This is a genomic window from Micromonospora sp. SCSIO 07396 (genome assembly GCF_053667945.1).
Genome location: NZ_CM132210.1, coordinates 524,112 through 541,244 on the forward strand (window position 1 = coordinate 524,112; position 17,133 = coordinate 541,244).

Consider the following 17,133-nt stretch of genomic DNA (forward strand, 5'->3'; position numbering starts at 1 on the left):
CTCGGTAGGGGATCGTTGCCTGAGGGAAAGCGTACCGAGGTGGGCCGACGATCGGCCAGCGAGGAAGCCGGGTCAGCCCGGGCGGGAGAGCCAGCCGGACGGTCGCGCGATGATCCGCCGGACCACCGCGCCGGCCCCGCCGACGGCGGCGGACTCGGCCCCGAGCGCCGCCGGGCGGACCGTCACCGGGGACCATCCGCTGGTGAGCACCCGGGCGTCGAGTTCGGCCAGCACCGGCGGGCACAGCCACGGCGCGAGGGTCGCGTATCCGCCGCCGAGCACCACGGTGTCCAGGTCGAGCAGGTTCACCACCCCGGAGACGGCCACCCCGAGCGCGGTGCCGGCGGCGTGCAGCGCGTCGAGCGCGGCCGGGTCGCCGGAGCCGGCCAGGTCGGCCAGCCGGCGGGCGGCGGTGTCGGCCGGCAGGTCCACCCCGGCCAGCCCGGCCGCGACTAGCACGGCCTCCTGCCCGGCGTACGTCTCCAGGCAGCCGCGCGCCCCGCAGCGGCAGGTGGGGCCACCCGGATCGACGGGTACGTGACCCAGCTCGCCGCTCCAGCCCCGGGAACCCCGGAACAGCGCCCCGTCGAGCACGATCCCGGCACCGATGCCGATCTCGCCGGAGACGTGCAGGAAGCTCTGTGGGCCGCCGGGACGGGCGTGCAGTTCGCCGAGCGCGGCGAGGTTCGCCTCGTTCTCCACCACCAGTGGCGGCACCCCGTCGACCGGGTCGGTGAGGTCGGGGTGGCCGGCGAGCAGGGCCGGCACGTCGACGTCCCGCCAGCCCAGGTTGGGGGCGAGCCGGACCAGGCCACGCGCGTCGACCAGCCCCGGCACGGCCAGGGCCGCCCCGGCCAGGCCGAGGCCGGCGGCGTCGGCGGCGGCGCGGGCCCGTCGGGCCAGGGCGACCAGGTCGGTGAGCGCGTCGGCGGGGGAGAGCGGGCGCAGGTCGATCCGGCGTACCTCGTGGTGCCGGACCGCGCCGGTGAGGTCGACCACGCAGGCGGCGAGGTAGTCGACGTTGACCTCCAGGCCGAGCCCGGCCGGGCCGGTGTCGCCGAGCAGCAGCCCCCGGGCGGGCCGGCCGGCGCCGGTCCGGGGCGCGGGGTCGGCCTCGGTGACCAGCCGGCCGGCGATCAGGTCGTCGACGACCGCCGACACGGTGGCCCGGGTCAGGCCGGTGTCGGCGGCGATCTCGGCCCGCGACGGCGGCCGGGCGGTGTCGGCGATCCGCCGCAGCACCACGGCGAGGTTGAGTTCGCGCAGGCTTCCCTGGCGGACCGCGCCCGCGGTCCGGGTCTCGGTCACCCCTTGACAGTGCCACAGCACGGCCATTTAATTCAACCACTGAACAAATTGCGGGTCATCCACCCACCGCCACCATCATCATCCTCACCGGAGGTCTGCCATGGCACCCCATCCCACTCCCGCCGACAAGTTCTCCTTCGGGCTCTGGACGGTGGGCTGGCAGGCCCGTGACCCGTTCGGCGACGCCACCCGCCCCGAGCTGGACGCCGTCGAGGCGGTGCACCGGCTCGCCGAGCTGGGCGCGTACGGCATCACGTTCCACGACGACGACCTGATCCCGTTCGGCGCCGACAACACCGCCCGGGAGGCCCAGCTCGCCCGGTTCCGCAAGGCCCTCGACGAGACCGGCCTGGTCGTGCCGATGGTCACCACCAACCTGTTCACCCACCCGGTGTTCAAGGACGGCGGCTTCACCAGCAACGACCGCGACGTGCGCCGCTACGCGCTGCGCAAGGTGCTGCGCAACGTCGACCTCGCCGCCGACCTGGGTGCCAAGACCTTCGTCATGTGGGGCGGCCGGGAGGGCTCCGAGTACGACGTGGCCAAGGACATCCGGGCCGCGCTGGACCGCTACCGCGAGGCCGTCGACGTGCTCTGCCAGTACGTCGTGGACCAGGGCTACGACCTGCGGTTCGCCATCGAGCCCAAGCCGAACGAGCCGCGCGGCGACATCCTGCTCCCCACCGTCGGGCACGCGCTGGCGTTCATCTCCGAGCTGGAGCGGCCCGAGATGGTCGGCCTGAACCCGGAGGTCGGGCACGAGCAGATGGCCGGCCTCAACTACGCCCACGGCATCGCCCAGGCGCTCTGGCAGGGCAAGCTGTTCCACCTCGACCTCAACGGCCAGCGCGGCATCAAGTACGACCAGGACCTGGTCTTCGGCCACGGCGACTTGATGAACGCGTTCGCCCTGGTCGACCTGCTGGAGAACGGCGGCCCCAACGGTGGTCCGGCGTACGACGGCCCGCGGCACTTCGACTACAAGCCCTCCCGCACCGAGGACATCTCCGGGGTGTGGGCGTCGGCCGAGGCCAACATGGCGACCTACCTGCTGCTCAAGGAGCGGGCGGCGGCGTTCCGGGCCGACCCGGAGGTGGTCGAGGCGCTCGCCGCCAGCAAGGTCGGCGAGCTGGGCAGCCCGACGCTGGGCGACGGTGAGGGCTACGCCGGGTTGCTCGCCGACCGGTCCGCGTTCGAGGAGTTCGACGTGGACGCGACGGCCGCGAAGGGCTTCGGCTTCGTCCGGCTCAACCAGCTCGCCGTCGAGCACCTGCTCGGCGCGCGCTGAGGCGGCCCGGCATGCCGCTCGTCGCCGGGGTGGACTCGTCCACCCAGTCCTGCAAGGTGGTGATCCGGGACGCGGAGACCGGCGCGCTGGTCCGTGAGGGCCGCGCGCCGCACCCGGACGGCACCGAGGTCGACCCACGGGCCTGGTGGGATGCCCTGCTGGCCGCCGTCGAGGCGGCCGGCGGGCTGGCCGACGTGGCGGCCGTGTCGGTCGCCGGTCAGCAGCACGGCATGGTCTGCCTCGACGAGGCGGGCGAGGTCGTCCGGCCGGCGCTGCTGTGGAACGACACCCGGTCCGCCGACGCGGCCCGGGAGCTGATCGCCGAGGCCGGCGGCGGGGAAACCGGCCGCCGGTTCTGGGCCGACGCGGTGGGGCTGGTCCCGGTGGCCAGCTTCACCGCCACCAAGCTGCGCTGGCTGGCCCGGCACGAGCCGGAGCACGCCGCCCGGGTCGCCGCCGTCTGCCTGCCGCACGACTGGCTGACCTGGCGGTTGGCGGGTGCTCCCGACCTGACGGCGCTGCGTACCGACCGGGGTGACGCCAGCGGCACCGGCTACTGGTCGCCGGTGACCGGGCAGTACCGTCCCGACCTGCTGGAGAAGGCGTTCGGTCGGGTCGTCGAGGTGCCCACGGTGCTCGGTCCGGCCGAGCGGGCCGGCGTACTCGACCCGGTCGTGCTGGCGGGCGGCCAGGCGGTTCCGGGCGGGGACGTCGTGCCCGGCACCGGGGAGATCCTGCTCGGCCCCGGCACCGGGGACAATGCCGCCGCCGCGTTGGGCGTCGGCGCCGGTCCGGGCGACGTGGTCGTGTCGATCGGCACCTCGGGCACGGTCTTCGCGGTGGCGGACACGCCGGCCGCCGACGCCGGTGGCGCTGTGGCCGGGTTCGCCGACGCGACCGGCCGGTTCCTGCCACTGGTCTGCACGCTCAACGCGGCCCGGGTGCTCGACTCGGCGGCGACGCTGCTCGGCGTCGACCTCGACACGCTGTCCGAGCTGGCGTTGAGCGCCCCGCCCGGGGCCGACGGCCTGGTCATGGTGCCCTACCTGGAGGGGGAGCGGACCCCGGACCGGCCCACCGCCACCGGCTCGGTGCACGGCCTCACCCTGCGTACCGCCACCCCGGCGCACCTGGCCCGGGCGGCGGTGGAGGGGATGCTCTGCGCGCTGGCCGACGGCCTCGACGCGCTGGTCGCCCAGGGCGCGACGGTCGAGCGGGTGATCCTGGTCGGCGGCGGGGCCCGCTCGGCGGCGGTCCGCCGGATCGCGCCGCAGGTCTTCGGTCGTCCCGTGGTGGTGCCCCCGCCGGGGGAGTACGTCGCCGACGGTGCGGCCCGCCAGGCCGCCTGGGTCGCCCTGGGCGGCGCGACGCCGCCCACCTGGGCACCGAAGGACACCGAGGAGTACGCGGCGGAGCCCGTCCCCGCCATCCGTGAGCGGTACGCGCAGGCCCGCGACCACACCCTGGACCGGGTGGCCGTGCCCGGGGAGTGACCCACCTGACCGGCGACGTCGGCCGGTGACCGGCGCACGGGGGCCGGTCACCGGCCGACGCCCGGTTCCGCCCCGGCGGGACGGTCCGGCGGGGGTGCCCGTCGGGCCGGGAGGCGTACCTGGTTGGCTGCCGGACATGACCGGCAGCAGGATGCCCCGGCGCGGGAACGCGGCGCACCGCCTCTACAGCGTCGTGGTGTTCGTGGTGCTCGCCTCGCTGGACAACGTGGCGATCGGCCTGGTGCCCCCGCTGTACGGGCCGATCTCCGGGGCGCTGGGCGTGCCGCAGCGGATGCTCGGCCTGGTCACGGCGGTGAGCTTCCTGGTCAGCGCGGTCGCGGCGGTGGCCTGGGCGTACGTCGGCGACCGGACCAACCGCAAGCCGCTGCTGATGGTCGGCACGCTGGTCTGGGCCGCCGGCACCGGTGGCAGCGCGTTCGCCACCGGCTTCCCGACGTTCCTCGCCGCGCAACTGGTGGCTGCGGTCGGGTTGGGCGCGGTCGGCTCGGTCGGGTATTCCGTGGTGACCGACCTGATCTCTCCGCGCCGCCGGGGCCTGGTGATGAGCTTCTGGGGGCTGTCCCAGGGGGTCGGCACCCTGGCCGGCACGCTCACCGGCGGGCTGCTCGGCGCGGCCGACTGGCGACGCCCGTTCCTGCTGCTCACCGTGGTCGGCCTGGCGGCCACGGTGGCCTACCTGCTGACCTACGACATCCGGCGCGGGCAGAGCGAACCGGAACTGGCCGGGGCGATCGAGGCCGGCGTCGGGTACGACTACCGGATCACCCGCTCCGACCTGCCGCGCATCCTGGGGCGGCGGACCAACAGGTGGCTGATCCTGCAGGGCCTCACCGCGCAGGCGGCGTTCGGTTCGCTGGTGTGGCTGCCGGTGCTGTTCGCCGAGCGGGCGCAGGGGCAGGGCTACTCGACGGCGACGGCGGTCGTGGTGGGCAGCGTCTTCGCCACCCTGTTCCAGCTCGGCGGGGTGTTCTCCATCGTCGGCGGGCTGGCCGGGGACGCGCTGCAACGGCGTACCCCCCGGGGACGGGCGCTGGTTGCGGCGGTCGGCATCCTCGCGGCGCTGCCGTTCTACCTGGTGTTGTTCTTCGTGCCGATCCGGATCGACGTGCCCGACGGCGGCGGCACCGGCGCGGTGGTGGGTGCGGTGCTGGCCAGCGTGGTGACCGAGCCGACGGTCGGGCTGAGCCTGCTCACCGCCGTCGTCGCGTTGGCGTTGACCTCGGCGAACTCGCCGAACTGGTTCGCCCTGATCGCCGACGTCAACCCGCCGGAGCACCGGGGCACCGTCTACAGCCTGGGCAACCTGGTCAACGGGGTCGGCCGGGCCGCCGGCAACGGGCTGGTCGGCGCGGCCTTCCACGCGCTGCGGGCGGCGTTCCCGCCGCCGCTGAACTACGCCGTCGGACTGGCCGCGTTCCAGCTCTTCTTCATCCCCACCGGGCTGATGTACTGGCTGGCCTCCCGCACGTCGCCCGGCGACATCGCCGCCGTGGGTGACCTGCTGCACGACCGCGCCGACCGCCAGTGAGCTGTTGGCCCAGGCACCGCATCGGGCTGGTTCGGTGCACAACCCCGTGCGCCGCCCCGTCCGGCGTGACGGGATCGTCCGGCGTGACGGGATCGCCTGGTGCCACGGGATCGCCCGGCGCTACGAGATCGCCCATCGCCTGTCGGGATGGGGATACCTCAGTCGGGTCCTTTCGAGCTGATGACAACAACGAATCACCGCCGGGGCAGGATCCCGCACGGCTGAACGGCCCCGGGGGATACGGGTCGCCGGCCGCGCCGGGTCGGGCGGGCGCCATTCGTGGGCCGCGCCATTCGTGGGGCGCGCGCGCCACTCGTGGGGCGGGCCATTCGTGGGCGCGCGCCATTCGTGGGCGCGCGCCATTCGTGGGGGCGGGCTATTCGTGAGGCGCGCCACTCGTGGGGGCGGGCCCCGCCAGCTTCGGCGACTTCCACCTCTGAATCGTTGACGGCATCAGCTCTAAAGGATGCGAACAGCACTACCAAGGTGCCGTCCGCCTCCGGGACCGGCCGCCAGCCCCGGCACCCTTCCCCGGCACCCTTCCCCGGCATCCGCGCCGTGGCACTGCGCGCTGGGCCACCCCCACCGGCCCGGGCCACCCCAACCGGCCCGGTCCGCACTCCGGGCCCGGTCCGCGCCCCGGGCCCGGACCGGCTGGGCACCGGGGCCGGGGCCGGGGGGCGGTGGGGTGGGGTCAGGAGTGACGGACCCAGACGGTCACGTCGGTGGGGACCCGACCGTCGGCGTCCAGCGGCGCGCTGCTGTGCAGCAGCTCCCCGGCCGGCGGCGGCACGGCCGCCGTACCGAAGTTGGTCACCACGGTCAGCCCGCCGTTGCGGAAACTGAGCACCTCGTCGCCGGAGGAGAGCCACTCCAGCGTCCCCCGGCCCAGGGCGTACTCGCGACGCAGCCGCAACGCGGTCCGGTACGTCTCGTACGTCGAGCCGGACACCCCCTGCTGCCGGTCCAGGGCGTACTCGGCCCACAGCGGTGGCTGCGGTAGCCAGCTGGCGTCGGTCGGGCCGAAGCCGTAGGAGGGGGCGTCGGCCTCCCACGGGATCGGCACCCGGCAGCCGTCCCGACCACGCTGGGTGTGGCCGCTGCGCTCCCAGGTCGGGTCCTGGCGGGACTCGTCGGGCAGCGTGGTGTGCTCCGGCAGCCCCAGTTCCTCGCCCTGGTAGAGGTAGGCGGAGCCGGGCAGGGCCAGCATCAGCAGGGTGGCCGCCCTGGCCCGGCGCAGGCCCAGCGCGGCGTCCGGCTGGGGGTCGCCGATGCCGATGCCGTTGGGCCGGCCGCCCTTGGCGGACAGCCCCATCCGGGAGGCGTGCCGGATCACGTCGTGGTTGGACAACACCCAGGTGGTGGGGGCGCCGACGGCGTCGGTGGCCTCCAACGAGCGGGTGATCACCGCGTACTGGGCGGGGGCCGTCCAGGCCGCGAGCAGGTACTCGAAGTTGAACGCCTGGTGCATCTCGTCGGGGCGGACGTAGCGGGCGATCCGTTCGGCCGGCTCGACCCACGCCTCGGCGACGAGGATCCGGTCGCCGTCGTAGGAGTCGAGCACCTGCCGCCACTGCCGGTAGACCTCGTGCACGCCGTCCTGGTCCCACATCGGCGGGCGCGGCTTGTCGGCCTCGTTGCCGGAGAGGATCTCCTGCGGCTCCTCCCAGTTGGCCAGGTCGGCCTGCTTGATCAGGCCGTGCGCCACGTCCACCCGGAAGCCGTCGACGCCCCGGTCCAGCCAGAACCGGAGCACGTCGACGAACTCGGCGCGGATCTCCGGGTTGTCCCAGTTGAGGTCCGGCTGGGCGGTGTCGAACAGGTGCAGGTACCACTGGCCGGGCCGGCCGTCGGGCTCGACGAGCCGGGTCCAGGCGGGGCCGCCGAAGACGCTCTGCCAGTCGTTGGGCGGCTCTGCACCGTCCGGGCCGAGACCGTCGCGGAAGATGTACCGGGCCCGCTCGGGGCTGCCGGGGGCGGCGGCGACGGCGGCCCGGAACCACCGGTGCGCCGACGAGGTGTGGTTGGGGACCAGGTCGACGATGACCTTCAGTCCCTTCGCGCGGGCCTCGGCGATCAACCTGTCGGCGTCGGCCAGGCTGCCGAACAGGGGGTCGACGTCGCGGTAGTCGGCGACGTCGTAGCCCGCGTCGGCCTGCGGCGACGGGTAGAACGGCGACAGCCAGACGGCGTCGACACCCAACTCGGCCAGGTGCCCGAGCCGGGCGGTGATGCCGGGCAGGTCGCCGATGCCGTCACCGTCGGAGTCGGCGAAGGAACGCGGATAGATCTGGTAGATGACGGCCTCGGTCCACCATCCGGGTGCCACGCCCACGGACTGTTCCTGCTGCCTCGCGTCGGTGTTCAGAGCCTTCTCCCTGTGTCGAGCCGGTCGAGCCGTGCGGTCGAATCCGTTCAGTTTGCCCGGGGCGGGCCGGTCGATTCCCGTACCACCAGGCGAGTGGGCAGGATCACCGGCGGGCGTGGCGTGGGCCCGTGCACACGGGTCGCGCGCGGTGCGGGCACCCGGTCGGCGTCCGGCTCGGCGACGACACCGCCCAATTCGGCGGCGGCGGCGCCCAGCGGGTCGAGCAGCATCCGGGCGGCGAGCCGGCCCTGCTCGGCGGCGGGTTGGGCGATGGTGGTCAACCCGAGCACGGCGGACAGGTCGTGGTCGTCCACGCCGATCACGCTGACGTCCTGCGGGACCCGCAGCCCGGCGTCGCGCAGCGCGGTCATCGCGCCCATCGCGATCTCGTCGCAGGCGGCGAAGATCGCCGTCGGTGGTTCGCCCCGGGCCAGCAGCTCGACGGTGGCCTGGTTGCCGCCGTCGATGGTGAACTGCGACTCCATGTCCAGCCGGGGGTCGGGGCGCAGCCCGGCGCGGCGCAGCGCCTCCTGGTAGCCCCGGCGACGGTCGGTGTGGGTGGTGAAGGCCAACTCGTCGTCGGGGTCGCCGGAGATGTGGGCGATCCGCCGGTGGCCCAGGTCGAGCAGGTGCCGGGTGGCGGTCCGGGCCGCGGCCACGTCGTCGATCCGCACGCAGGGCCAGCCGGGGACGGTGCTGCCGGAGCTGATCGTGATGCCGGGCAGGTCCAGCTCGGCCAGGGCGGTCAGGTCGGCCGGGCGCAGCGGGGTGGCGACCAGCATGATCGCGTCCACCCGCTTGTGCAGGTTGGCGGTGCGCAGCACCCGTTGCCGCACCTGCTCGCGCCCGCCGAGGTTGTAGAGCAGCAGATCGTAGCCGGCGTGGTGGAGGAACTCCTCGACCGCCTCGACGACGGTGCCGAAAAACCATCTGGTGATCCGGGGCACCACCACGGCGACCGTGCCGGTGCGGCCACCGGCCAGCCGGGAGGCGCTCGGCGAGACCGCGTACTGGAGCTGTTCGGCGGCGGCGAGCACCCGGCGGCGGGTCGCGGCCGACACCGTCGGCAGGCCGCGCAACGCCCGGGAGACCGTGGCCGTGGAGACCCCGGCCAGCCGGGCCACGTCGTCGATCCTCGTCACGCTGTCGTTCCCCCGCTCCGCGCCGGCCCCCGTCGCCGCCCGGCAGCACCGGGCGGCGACGGACGGCCGTCAACCCTTGACGCTCCCGGCGAGCAGGCCGCGCACGAAGAAGCGCTGCAGGGACAGGAACACGACCAGCGGTACGACGATCGAGACGAACGCGCCGGCGGTGAGCCGCTGCCACTCGTTGCCCCGGGTGCCGGCCATCTCGGCCAGGCGCACGGTGAGCGGGGCGGTCTCGTTGCCGCCACCGGCGAAGATCAGCGCGACCAGCAGGTCGTTCCAGACCCAGAGGAACTGGAAGATGCCGAACGCCGCCAGCGCCGGGGTGATCAGTGGCAGCACGATGGTGCGGAAGATCTTGGGGTGGGTGGCCCCGTCGACCCGGGCCGCCTCCATCAGGTCCCGGGGGAGCTGCGAGATGAAGTTGTGCAGCAGGAACACCGCGAAGGGCAGGGCGAAGCAGGTGTGCGCGAACCACACCTGGGCGAACTTCTGCTCATCCACCAGGTCCCAGGCCGGCAGCAGCTGGATGCCGGCCACGGTGACCCCGGTGGAGAAGAACTTCAGCAGCGGCACCAGGGCCATCTGCAACGGCACGATCTGCATCGCGAAGATCGCGATGTAGAGCCAGTCCCGTCCCCGGAAGTTGATCCAGGCCAGCGCGTACGCGGCGAGCGAGGCGAACGCCATCGGGAAGAGCACCGACGGGATGGTGATGGCCAGCGAGTTGATGAAGTAGCTGGCCAGCTGCCCCGACGACGAGGAGGAGCCGAACAGGACGTCCTGGTAGTTCTCCAGGGTGAACTGCGGGTCGGTGAAGAAGGTCCACCACCCGGTGGACTTGATCTCGGCCTCGGGCCGGAACGAGGAGACGAACAGGCCGAACGTCGGGATCGTCCAGAGCAGCGCGATGACGATCGAGACCAGGGTGGCCGTACGGGTGTTGAGCCGGCTACGGACCCGGCCGGCGGTGCTCGTCGGCTTCCCGGTGGCCTGGGGCCCGGCTCCGACGGTGGGCGTGGCGGTGGTCATCTCAGCCCTCCCGCTGTTGACGCAGGTTGCGGATCTGGTAGATCACGATCGGGATCACCAGGATGAAGAGGAAGACCGCCAGGGCGGAGCCCTGCCCGTTCTCGCCGTACCGGAACGCCTGGTTGTACATCTCGTTGGCGATCACGCTGGTGTCGTAGTTGCCGTTGGTGGCGGTCCGGACGATGTCGAAGACCTTCAGCGTGGCGATCGACAGGGTCACCACGACCACGATCAGCGCGGGCCGGATGCTCGGCATGGTGATCTGCCAGAACATCTGCCACGGGCTGACCCCGTCGAGGCGGGCCGCCTCGACGATGTCCGCCGGGATCGCCTTGATCGCGGCGGAGAGCACGACCATGGCGAAACCGGCCTGGATCCACACCATGATCACGATGAGCAGGAAGGTGTTCAGCGGTGAGTCGAGCAGCCACTGCCGGGGTTCGCCGCCGAGGCTGACCACGATCTGGTTGAGCAGGCCGATCTGGTCCTGCTCCTCGCTGCGGTAGGCGTAGACGAACTTCCAGATGATGCTGGCCCCGACGAACGAGATCGCCATCGGCAGGAAGATCAGTGACTTGGCGATGGACTCGAACCGGGCCTTGTCCACCATCACGGCGTAGAGCAGGCCGAACGTGGTGGCCACCAGCGGCACCAGGAGCACCCAGATCAGGGTGTTGAGCAGCACCCGGACGATCGAGTCCTCGGAGAACATCCAGCCGTAGTTGCGCAGCCCCACCCAGTTGTCGCTGCCGGCGTCCATGAAGGAGAGCAGCACGGTGCGCAGCGCCGGCACCACCAGCCCGACGGAGAGCAGCAGCACCGTCGGCAGCAGGAAGAAGAGCGCGAACAGGCCCTCCCTCGGCTTGCGTCGGCGGGGCAGGGGACCGCCACCGGTCGCGGCGGCGACCAGTTGCGCCTCCCGACGGCGGGCGAACCAGGCCGGCACCACGTCGAGGAGCAGGAGCAGACCGCCCACCACCGCGACGAAAGCGATCAGCCCGTACATCAGCATGAGGAACTTCGGCTGTTCCTCAGCGAAGTCGAACTCCATCGACCCTCCCTCTCAAGGGTTCGTATCCGACGGGTGGCCCGGTCCGCACCGTGCGGACCGGGCCACCCGTCTCAGATCACTTCCAGCTGTTCTCGATGCCGTTCAGCACCGTGGTGGTGTCCTTGCCGTTGATCCAGTCGACCATGCCCTTCCAGAAGGTGCCGTTGCCGACTGCGGCCGGCATCAGGTCGGAGCCGTCGAAGCGGAAGACGGTCTTCGGGTCCTGGAGGATGCCCACGGAGAGCTTGTCCACCGGGTTCGGGACGTTGGCCAGGTCGAGCTTCTTGTTCGCCGACACCCAGTCACCGATCTTGGCGCGGCTGTTGGCGTACTCGCCGGAGGCGAGGTAGGTCTGCACCGCCTGGACCTCGGGACGGTCGGTGAAGGCCGCGACGAACTCGCCGCCACCCAGCACCGGCTTGCCCTTGGCCGGGTCGATCGACGGGAAGTAGAACGCGAACACGTCGCCGTCCTCGGCCACCTTGGTGCCCTCGGGCCACTGGTTGGCGTAGAAGGACGCCTGCCGGTGCAGGGCGCACTTGCCGGTGGTGATCGGCACGCCGGCCTCCTGGAAGGAGGTGGTGGCGATGCTCTTCACGCCGCCGAAGCCGCCGTTGACGTACTTGTCGTTCTTGAGGATGGTGCCGGCCCGGTTGAGCGCGTCGGCGACCTGCGGGCTGTTGAACGGGATGCCGTGGGTGGTCCACTGGTCGTAGACCTCGGGCCCGGCCGTACGCAGCAGCACGTCCTCGATCCAGTCGGTGGCCGGCCAGCCGGTGGCGTCACCGGACTCGATGCCGGCGCACCACGGCTTGGTGCCGCTGGCCGCGATCGTGTCGGAGAGCTTGATCAGCTCGTCCCAGCTGGTGGGGACGGCCCAGCCCTTCTCCTTGAAGGTCTTCGGCGAGTACCAGACGAACGACTTGACGTTCGAGCCCAGCGGGGCGCCGTAGAACTGGCCGTTGATGGTGGTGTACTTCAGCCAGTCGGGGGAGAAGTTCGCCTCGGCCTCGGTCTTGGTGGCGGCGGAGACGGGCTTGAGGTTGCCGCCGTCGACGAACCGCTTGACCAGGCCCGGCTGCGGGATGAAGGCCAGGTCGGGCGCGTTGCCGCCCTGCACCCGGACGGGGAGCTGGGCCTCGAACTCGCCGGAGCCCTCGTGGTCGATCTCGATGCCGGTGCAGTCCTCGAACTGCTTCCAGGACTGGGCCAGCCGGTCGGCCTCGAGGTCCCGGATCGACGAGTAGGCGGTGACCTTCTTGCCGTCGAGGTCGCCGTACTTCTCGTATGCGGCGCATTCGGCCGAACCCGCGTTGCTGCTCTTCTTGTCGTCGCCGGTGCCACAGGCGGCGGCGCCGAGCGCCAGCCCCAGCACGCCGGCGATCGCGAGAGCCTGGCGTGATCTGGCAAACGCCATGCCGTTCTCCTTCCTTGCCGGCGCGCCCACAGGTGGGGGAACCCGACGCCGGTCCGATGAGTCGTCCCCACATGTAAGCGCTTGCATCCCGATCGGTCCACCCCCTGGCGGACACGGCCCGGTAACAATCCCGAAACCCGCTCACCGCGGGTGGGTGCGCTCCCACCTGTGGTCACCGAGTAGGGGTGGACAGGGGTCGGTGCGGCTTCCCATCGATGGCGATATCTGCCACTCTCGGGGCAAGGTATTGAAGGATCTCGACATCGGAGGTGTGCGATGCGCAGACGGTGGAGCCTGCTGGCGGCAGCCCTGCTGGTCACCGGGAGCCTGGTCCCGGCCGGCCCGGCCTGGGCCGCGCCCACGTTCAAGGTGCCCTTCCCCTGCAACCAGTCCTGGTCCGGCCAGACCCGGTCGGACCACAGCCCGGCCAACGCGATCGACTTCAACCGCACCGACGATCTCGGCGACCCGGTGGTCGCCAGCGCCCCGGGCACCGTCGACCGGGTCACCGACCTCGGCGGCACGAGCTACGGCAAGTACGTCCGGATCGACCACGGCGGCGGCTACACGACCTACTACGCCCACCTCAACGGCTTCAACGTCTCGGTCGGGCAGCAGGTCGGCTACGGCAAGGTGATCGGCTGGGTCGGCAGCACCGGCGGCTCCACCGGCCCGCACCTGCACTACGAGCAGCGCCTCAACGGCGACGACATCAAGGTCAAGTTCAACGGCACGCTCGCGTTGTACTGGGGCACCAAGACGTACACCAGCGGCAACGGCTGCTCCAGTGGCACCGGGTCGGGCACGGTCGACACCGCAGGCACTCCGCTGACCGTGCGCTCCGGGCCGGGCACCGGCTACGCGTCGGTCGGCACGGTCGCCGACGGCACCAAGGTCACCATCGGCTGCCAGACCAGCGGCACCACGGTCACCGGCACCTACGGCACCAGCGCGATCTGGGACCGGATCGGCTCCGGCCGGTTCATCGCCGACGCCTACGTCTACACCGGCCACGACGGCTACATCCCCGGCGTGCCCCGCTGCTGAGCCCGCGGGCACCGGGCCGCCGGGCCCGGTGCCCGGTCAGCCGTTGAGCTGCCAGATCGCGAAGTTCAGCGCGGCGGCGAAGGTGACCCAGGCCCAGTAGGGCAGCAGCAGGGCCGCCGCCGGCCGGGAGATCCGCCAGAAGGCGGCCACCGTCACCGCGATCGCCAGCCACATCAGCACGATCTCGGCGAAGGCCAGCCCGTAGCGCCCCGCGCCGAAGAACAGCGGCGTCCAGACCGCGTTGAGCACCAGCTGGACCGTCCACGCCCACAGCGCCGGGCCGAAGCCGACCCGCCGCCAGACCAGCCAGCCGGCGACCGCGATCAGCGCGTACAGCACGGTCCAGACCGGGCCGAACAGCCATCCCGGCGGGGCCCAGTCCGGCTGCTGGAGCGAGGCGTACTCGTCGCGGGTGCCGGACACCCCCAACCCGCCGATCGCGGCGGCGACGGCGACGGCCGCGCCGAAGCCGAGCAGCGCCCACCAGGTCCGCGCCGCGCCGGTCCGCCGGTCGCTCCGGGTTATCTCCATGGTCGAGATATTTCCCGGGTACGCCGTCCCAAAACCGCCCTGGCCGCACAGCAGAACGCCGGGGTCGTCGGTGCCGGATGCTCCTGTCTGGGAGGACGGAGCGTCCGGGGGCGACGACCCCGGCGGGTCAGGTGCGGGTACCGGCGTCAATTGAAGATGCTGACACCACCCGGGCCGACCAGGAGGCCGACCACGATGAGGACGATGCCCCACAGGATCTGCCGGCGGAACAGCGCGAGGATGCCGGCGACCACGAGTACGACTGCGAGAATCCAGAGAATCAGCTCCATGGCTGCTGAATACCCGGCGTTCCGATCGCGAAAACCTGGTTCTCAGTCGATCTGATCACCACCCAGGTGGAAGACGCTGTACGCCTGTTTGATCACCGGATGGGCGACGTTGCGCACGCGTACCCCGCCGGGGGTGACACCGCGTTCGCTGCCGGCGTGCGCGTGCCCGTGCAGGGCGAGCGCGGTGGGTGCCGAGTCGATCGCCTGACCGAGCTGGTACGACCCGAGGAACGGATAGATCTCCAGCGGCTCACCGGCCAGCGTGTCCGGCACCGGGGCGTAGTGGGTCAGGGCCACGAGCAGGTCGCAGTCCAACCCGCGCAGCGCCGCGCCCAACGCCGCCGCGCTCTCGTTGCTGGTCCGGACGAACGACTTCATCTCCGGCTCGCCGAAGTCGCTGGCGCACCGCCCGGCGAACCCGCCACCGAAGCCCTTGACCCCGGCCACCCCGAGCCGGCCGCCGGGGCACTCCAGCACCGTGCCGGTCCCCTCCAGCACGGTGATCCCGGCATCCTCCAGCACCTTGACCACCTGCGGCACCTGGTCGCACTGGTGGTCGTGGTTGCCCAGCACGGTGACCACCGGCACCCCGAGCCGGCCGAACTCCTCGGCGACGCAGCGCGCCTCGGCCTCGGTGCCGTGCCGGGTCAGGTCGCCGGCGAGCAGCAGCACGTCGGCGCAGTCGGGCAGCTCCTCCAGGGCCGGGCGGAACCGGCCCAGCACGTCGGCGTCCAGGTGTACGTCGCCGACGGCGGCGATCCGGATCATCGGGTCCTCCTCACGGCAGCTCCTCGACCTGCACCGGCGCCTGGGCGCGGATCACCCCGATGTCGCTGGTGATCGCCTCGTCCGGGAACCGTTCGGCCACCCGGCGCAGGATCTCCGCCCGGCGCTGCGGGCTCTCCACCTCACCGGTGAGGACCAGGCCGGTTTCCCGGTGGACCACGGTGATGCCCTGCTCGGCGACGTCCGGGTCCTCGGTCAGCAGCCGTTGGATCTCCGCCTCGACGTAGGCGTCCGGCGGGCCGGCGCTGTGCTCGGTCACGGGGTCTCCCTTCCCTCGGGGATGCGGGCGTACGGCACCGGCGTGCCCCCGTACGGGACGACGTCGAGCCGGTCCAGCAGCATCAGGAACGCTTCGGCGTACGGCGAGTGCTGGGTCTCCCTGCGTACCCGCTCCCAGTCGATCTGTTCGCGCAGCGACCGGGCCAGCGGCAGGCCCCGGGCGAAGTCGCAGTAGTGCTGGGAGAAGCTGAGCAGCTTGTGCACCATCAGCCGGGTCGCCGACAGCACCGGCATGTGGATGGCGTCCACCGGGCGGACCACGGTGTCGGCGAGGGTCTCGTGGGTCACCGGGGTCTCCACCGGCCGGTGGATCAGGTCCACCATCCGTCCGTCGTCGTAGACCTTGACCAGCCAGTCCTCCGGCGGGCGCTCGGCGGTGAAGCCCTCGTCGGTCAGCGCCTCCAACGCCCGCTCGACATGCTCCTCGGGGAGCAGGAAGTCCACGTCGTGTTCGCTGGAGTGGCCGCCGTGGGCGTACACGGCGAAGCTGCCGCCGAGGGCGAAGGGGATCTCGTTCTGCTTGAGCACGGCGGCGACCCGCTTGAGGGTGTGCAGGAGGCTGACGTCCCCGCGCTCGGCCATCTGGTCTCTCCCGTCGTGGATGGTCGGTGGGAAATGACGTTGCGTACCCGGCCGTCCGTCCGTCCACACCTGCCCGGTGCGGCGGTCCCGGTCGTCACGCCCCATCCGGGCATCGACCGGACAAGGGGGGATGCGCCGGTCGGATATCCTGTGCAGGGTGGCCAGATCACGGCGCGCGACCGACGGTGGGACCCGACTGCGGCGCGTCGCGCTGATCGGCATCGACGGCTCGGGCAAGACCACCCAGGCGTACCGGCTCGCCGCCGCGCTCACCTCGGCCGGGCGGCCCGCCACCTACCACCGCAACGCGGGTGGCCGGCGCTGGCTGGGCCGGCTCGCCGCCCGGTTCGGCCGGGCCGACGCGCAGTTGCTGGTGGGCCGGGACGGGATGCTCGCGGTGGAGTCCGTGCTGCGCTGGCTGGCGATCGCCGCCGCGCTGCTCAGTTGCCTGGTGACCGGCCGCACCGCGGTGATGGACCGCTACTCCGCCTGCCAGTACGCCAGCATCCGGGCGCACGGTGGGCAGCGCTGGGAGCGGCTGGCCCGGGCCGGCTACCGGATCTTCCCCGCACCGCAGGTCACCTTCCTGCTCGCCGTCGACCCGGTCGAGGCGTACCGGCGGATCGAGCGGCGGGGGGAGGATCACGAGACGATGGGTTGGCTGACCGCCGCCGACGCGGCCTACCGGTCGCTGCCCGAGTACCCGGGTTTCGTGGTGGTGGACGCCGGCGGCGGGCCCGACGAGGTCTCCCGGCGGATCCGGGCGCACCTGGCGCGCTGGCTGCCGCCGGAGGAGGCCGGGCCGGTCGTCGATGATCCGCCGGACGGCACCGGGCCGTCCGCGCCGGAGGCGACCGGTGGGCCCCGGGAGCCGGTCGCCGCCCAGTCCCGCCCGTAGACGCAGGCGATTCCACCGGACCGGTGGAGGCACGTCAGGCTGCGCAAATGGCAGTCTGGGCCGGTACGC

At 72.4% G+C, this 17,133-nt stretch carries 16 protein-coding genes; 5 read left to right on the top strand and 11 right to left on the bottom strand.

Annotated elements, in window-relative coordinates; translation table 11 throughout:
* Nucleotides 1-72 precede the first annotated feature (72 nt).
* Nucleotides 73-1,335, bottom strand: a complete 1,263-nt coding sequence (locus tag ACWCHM_RS02395; RefSeq protein WP_454221389.1) for an ROK family protein — start codon at nt 1,333-1,335, stop codon at nt 73-75.
* Nucleotides 1,336-1,408: 73 nt separating this feature from the next.
* Here ACWCHM_RS02395 and xylA point away from each other — a divergent pair, with 73 nt between their 5' ends.
* The 3 genes from xylA (at nt 1,409) to ACWCHM_RS02410 (ending at nt 5,638) form a co-directional block, all read left to right on the top strand.
* Nucleotides 1,409-2,596, top strand: a complete 1,188-nt coding sequence (gene xylA, locus ACWCHM_RS02400; protein ID WP_454221390.1) for a xylose isomerase — start codon at nt 1,409-1,411, stop codon at nt 2,594-2,596.
* An 11-nt stretch (nt 2,597-2,607) separates the two neighbouring features.
* Nucleotides 2,608-4,089 (top strand): xylulokinase, encoded by a 1,482-nt coding sequence (xylB, locus tag ACWCHM_RS02405; protein ID WP_454221391.1) that lies wholly within the window; start codon nt 2,608-2,610, stop codon nt 4,087-4,089.
* A 136-nt stretch (nt 4,090-4,225) separates the two neighbouring features.
* On the top strand, nt 4,226-5,638 hold the full coding sequence (locus ACWCHM_RS02410; protein WP_454221392.1) for an MFS transporter: 1,413 nt from the start codon (nt 4,226-4,228) through the stop codon (nt 5,636-5,638).
* A 694-nt stretch (nt 5,639-6,332) separates the two neighbouring features.
* Here ACWCHM_RS02410 and ACWCHM_RS02415 read toward each other — a convergent pair.
* The 5 genes from ACWCHM_RS02415 to ACWCHM_RS02435 form a co-directional block, all read right to left on the bottom strand.
* Entirely contained in the window at nt 6,333-8,006 is a 1,674-nt protein-coding gene (locus ACWCHM_RS02415) for a glycoside hydrolase family 13 protein (RefSeq protein WP_454222998.1), read from the bottom strand.
* A 47-nt stretch (nt 8,007-8,053) separates the two neighbouring features.
* Complete coding sequence (locus tag ACWCHM_RS02420; RefSeq protein WP_204958049.1) at nt 8,054-9,148, bottom strand: LacI family DNA-binding transcriptional regulator; 1,095 nt, start codon at nt 9,146-9,148, stop codon at nt 8,054-8,056.
* A gap of 69 nt (nt 9,149-9,217) precedes the next feature.
* Nucleotides 9,218-10,183 carry a carbohydrate ABC transporter permease gene (locus tag ACWCHM_RS02425; protein WP_454221393.1) on the bottom strand — a complete coding sequence of 322 codons (966 nt, stop codon included), beginning with the start codon at nt 10,181-10,183 and terminating at the stop codon, nt 9,218-9,220.
* Between the two features lies 1 nt (nt 10,184).
* On the bottom strand, nt 10,185-11,234 hold the full coding sequence (locus tag ACWCHM_RS02430) for a carbohydrate ABC transporter permease (RefSeq protein ID WP_281894782.1): 1,050 nt from the start codon (nt 11,232-11,234) through the stop codon (nt 10,185-10,187).
* 76 nt (nt 11,235-11,310) lie between these two features.
* Nucleotides 11,311-12,651: an ABC transporter substrate-binding protein gene (locus ACWCHM_RS02435; RefSeq protein ID WP_281894785.1), complete on the bottom strand. Its 1,341-nt coding sequence runs from the start codon at nt 12,649-12,651 to the stop codon at nt 11,311-11,313.
* A 276-nt stretch (nt 12,652-12,927) separates the two neighbouring features.
* Between ACWCHM_RS02435 and ACWCHM_RS02440 the strand changes: the two genes are divergently transcribed.
* Complete coding sequence (locus ACWCHM_RS02440; protein ID WP_204958053.1) at nt 12,928-13,698, top strand: M23 family metallopeptidase; 771 nt, start codon at nt 12,928-12,930, stop codon at nt 13,696-13,698.
* Between the two features lie 36 nt (nt 13,699-13,734).
* Here ACWCHM_RS02440 and ACWCHM_RS02445 read toward each other — a convergent pair whose 3' ends face one another.
* The 5 genes from ACWCHM_RS02445 to ACWCHM_RS02465 form a co-directional block, all read right to left on the bottom strand.
* Nucleotides 13,735-14,229, bottom strand: a complete 495-nt coding sequence (locus ACWCHM_RS02445; RefSeq protein ID WP_454221394.1) for a TspO/MBR family protein — start codon at nt 14,227-14,229, stop codon at nt 13,735-13,737.
* A 146-nt stretch (nt 14,230-14,375) separates the two neighbouring features.
* Nucleotides 14,376-14,519 (bottom strand): GPGG-motif small membrane protein, encoded by a 144-nt coding sequence (locus tag ACWCHM_RS02450; RefSeq protein WP_007464364.1) that lies wholly within the window; start codon nt 14,517-14,519, stop codon nt 14,376-14,378.
* A gap of 42 nt (nt 14,520-14,561) precedes the next feature.
* Nucleotides 14,562-15,287: a metallophosphoesterase family protein gene (locus tag ACWCHM_RS02455; protein ID WP_204958055.1), complete on the bottom strand. Its 726-nt coding sequence runs from the start codon at nt 15,285-15,287 to the stop codon at nt 14,562-14,564.
* A 10-nt stretch (nt 15,288-15,297) separates the two neighbouring features.
* A complete protein-coding gene (locus tag ACWCHM_RS02460) occupies nt 15,298-15,564 on the bottom strand; it encodes a hypothetical protein (protein ID WP_204958056.1) in 267 nt (88 codons plus the stop codon).
* Complete coding sequence (locus tag ACWCHM_RS02465) at nt 15,561-16,166, bottom strand: nucleotidyltransferase (RefSeq protein WP_204958057.1); 606 nt, start codon at nt 16,164-16,166, stop codon at nt 15,561-15,563. The genes ACWCHM_RS02460 and ACWCHM_RS02465 overlap by 4 nt, the downstream gene beginning before the upstream one ends.
* Before the next feature lie 157 nt (nt 16,167-16,323).
* Between ACWCHM_RS02465 and ACWCHM_RS02470 the strand changes: the two genes are divergently transcribed.
* Nucleotides 16,324-17,064: a dTMP kinase gene (locus tag ACWCHM_RS02470; protein WP_204958058.1), complete on the top strand. Its 741-nt coding sequence runs from the start codon at nt 16,324-16,326 to the stop codon at nt 17,062-17,064.
* Nucleotides 17,065-17,133: the final 69 nt, after the last annotated feature.

Bases quoted from the DNA above. Each gene is read 5' to 3' on its own strand.
- ACWCHM_RS02435 (WP_281894785.1), bottom strand. From the start codon at position 12,651: ATGGCGTTTGCCAGATCACGCCAGGCTCTCGCGATCGCCGGCGTGCTG.
- ACWCHM_RS02430 (WP_281894782.1), bottom strand. From the start codon at position 11,234: ATGGAGTTCGACTTCGCTGAGGAACAGCCGAAGTTCCTCATGCTGATG.
- ACWCHM_RS02425 (WP_454221393.1), bottom strand. From the start codon at position 10,183: ATGACCACCGCCACGCCCACCGTCGGAGCCGGGCCCCAGGCCACCGGG.
- ACWCHM_RS02455 (WP_204958055.1), bottom strand. From the start codon at position 15,287: ATGATCCGGATCGCCGCCGTCGGCGACGTACACCTGGACGCCGACGTG.
- xylB (WP_454221391.1), top strand. From the start codon at position 2,608: ATGCCGCTCGTCGCCGGGGTGGACTCGTCCACCCAGTCCTGCAAGGTG.
- ACWCHM_RS02445 (WP_454221394.1), bottom strand. From the start codon at position 14,229: ATGGAGATAACCCGGAGCGACCGGCGGACCGGCGCGGCGCGGACCTGG.
- xylA (WP_454221390.1), top strand. From the start codon at position 1,409: ATGGCACCCCATCCCACTCCCGCCGACAAGTTCTCCTTCGGGCTCTGG.
- ACWCHM_RS02465 (WP_204958057.1), bottom strand. From the start codon at position 16,166: ATGGCCGAGCGCGGGGACGTCAGCCTCCTGCACACCCTCAAGCGGGTC.
- ACWCHM_RS02410 (WP_454221392.1), top strand. From the start codon at position 4,226: ATGACCGGCAGCAGGATGCCCCGGCGCGGGAACGCGGCGCACCGCCTC.
- ACWCHM_RS02450 (WP_007464364.1), bottom strand. From the start codon at position 14,519: ATGGAGCTGATTCTCTGGATTCTCGCAGTCGTACTCGTGGTCGCCGGC.
- ACWCHM_RS02440 (WP_204958053.1), top strand. From the start codon at position 12,928: ATGCGCAGACGGTGGAGCCTGCTGGCGGCAGCCCTGCTGGTCACCGGG.
- ACWCHM_RS02395 (WP_454221389.1), bottom strand. From the start codon at position 1,335: ATGGCCGTGCTGTGGCACTGTCAAGGGGTGACCGAGACCCGGACCGCG.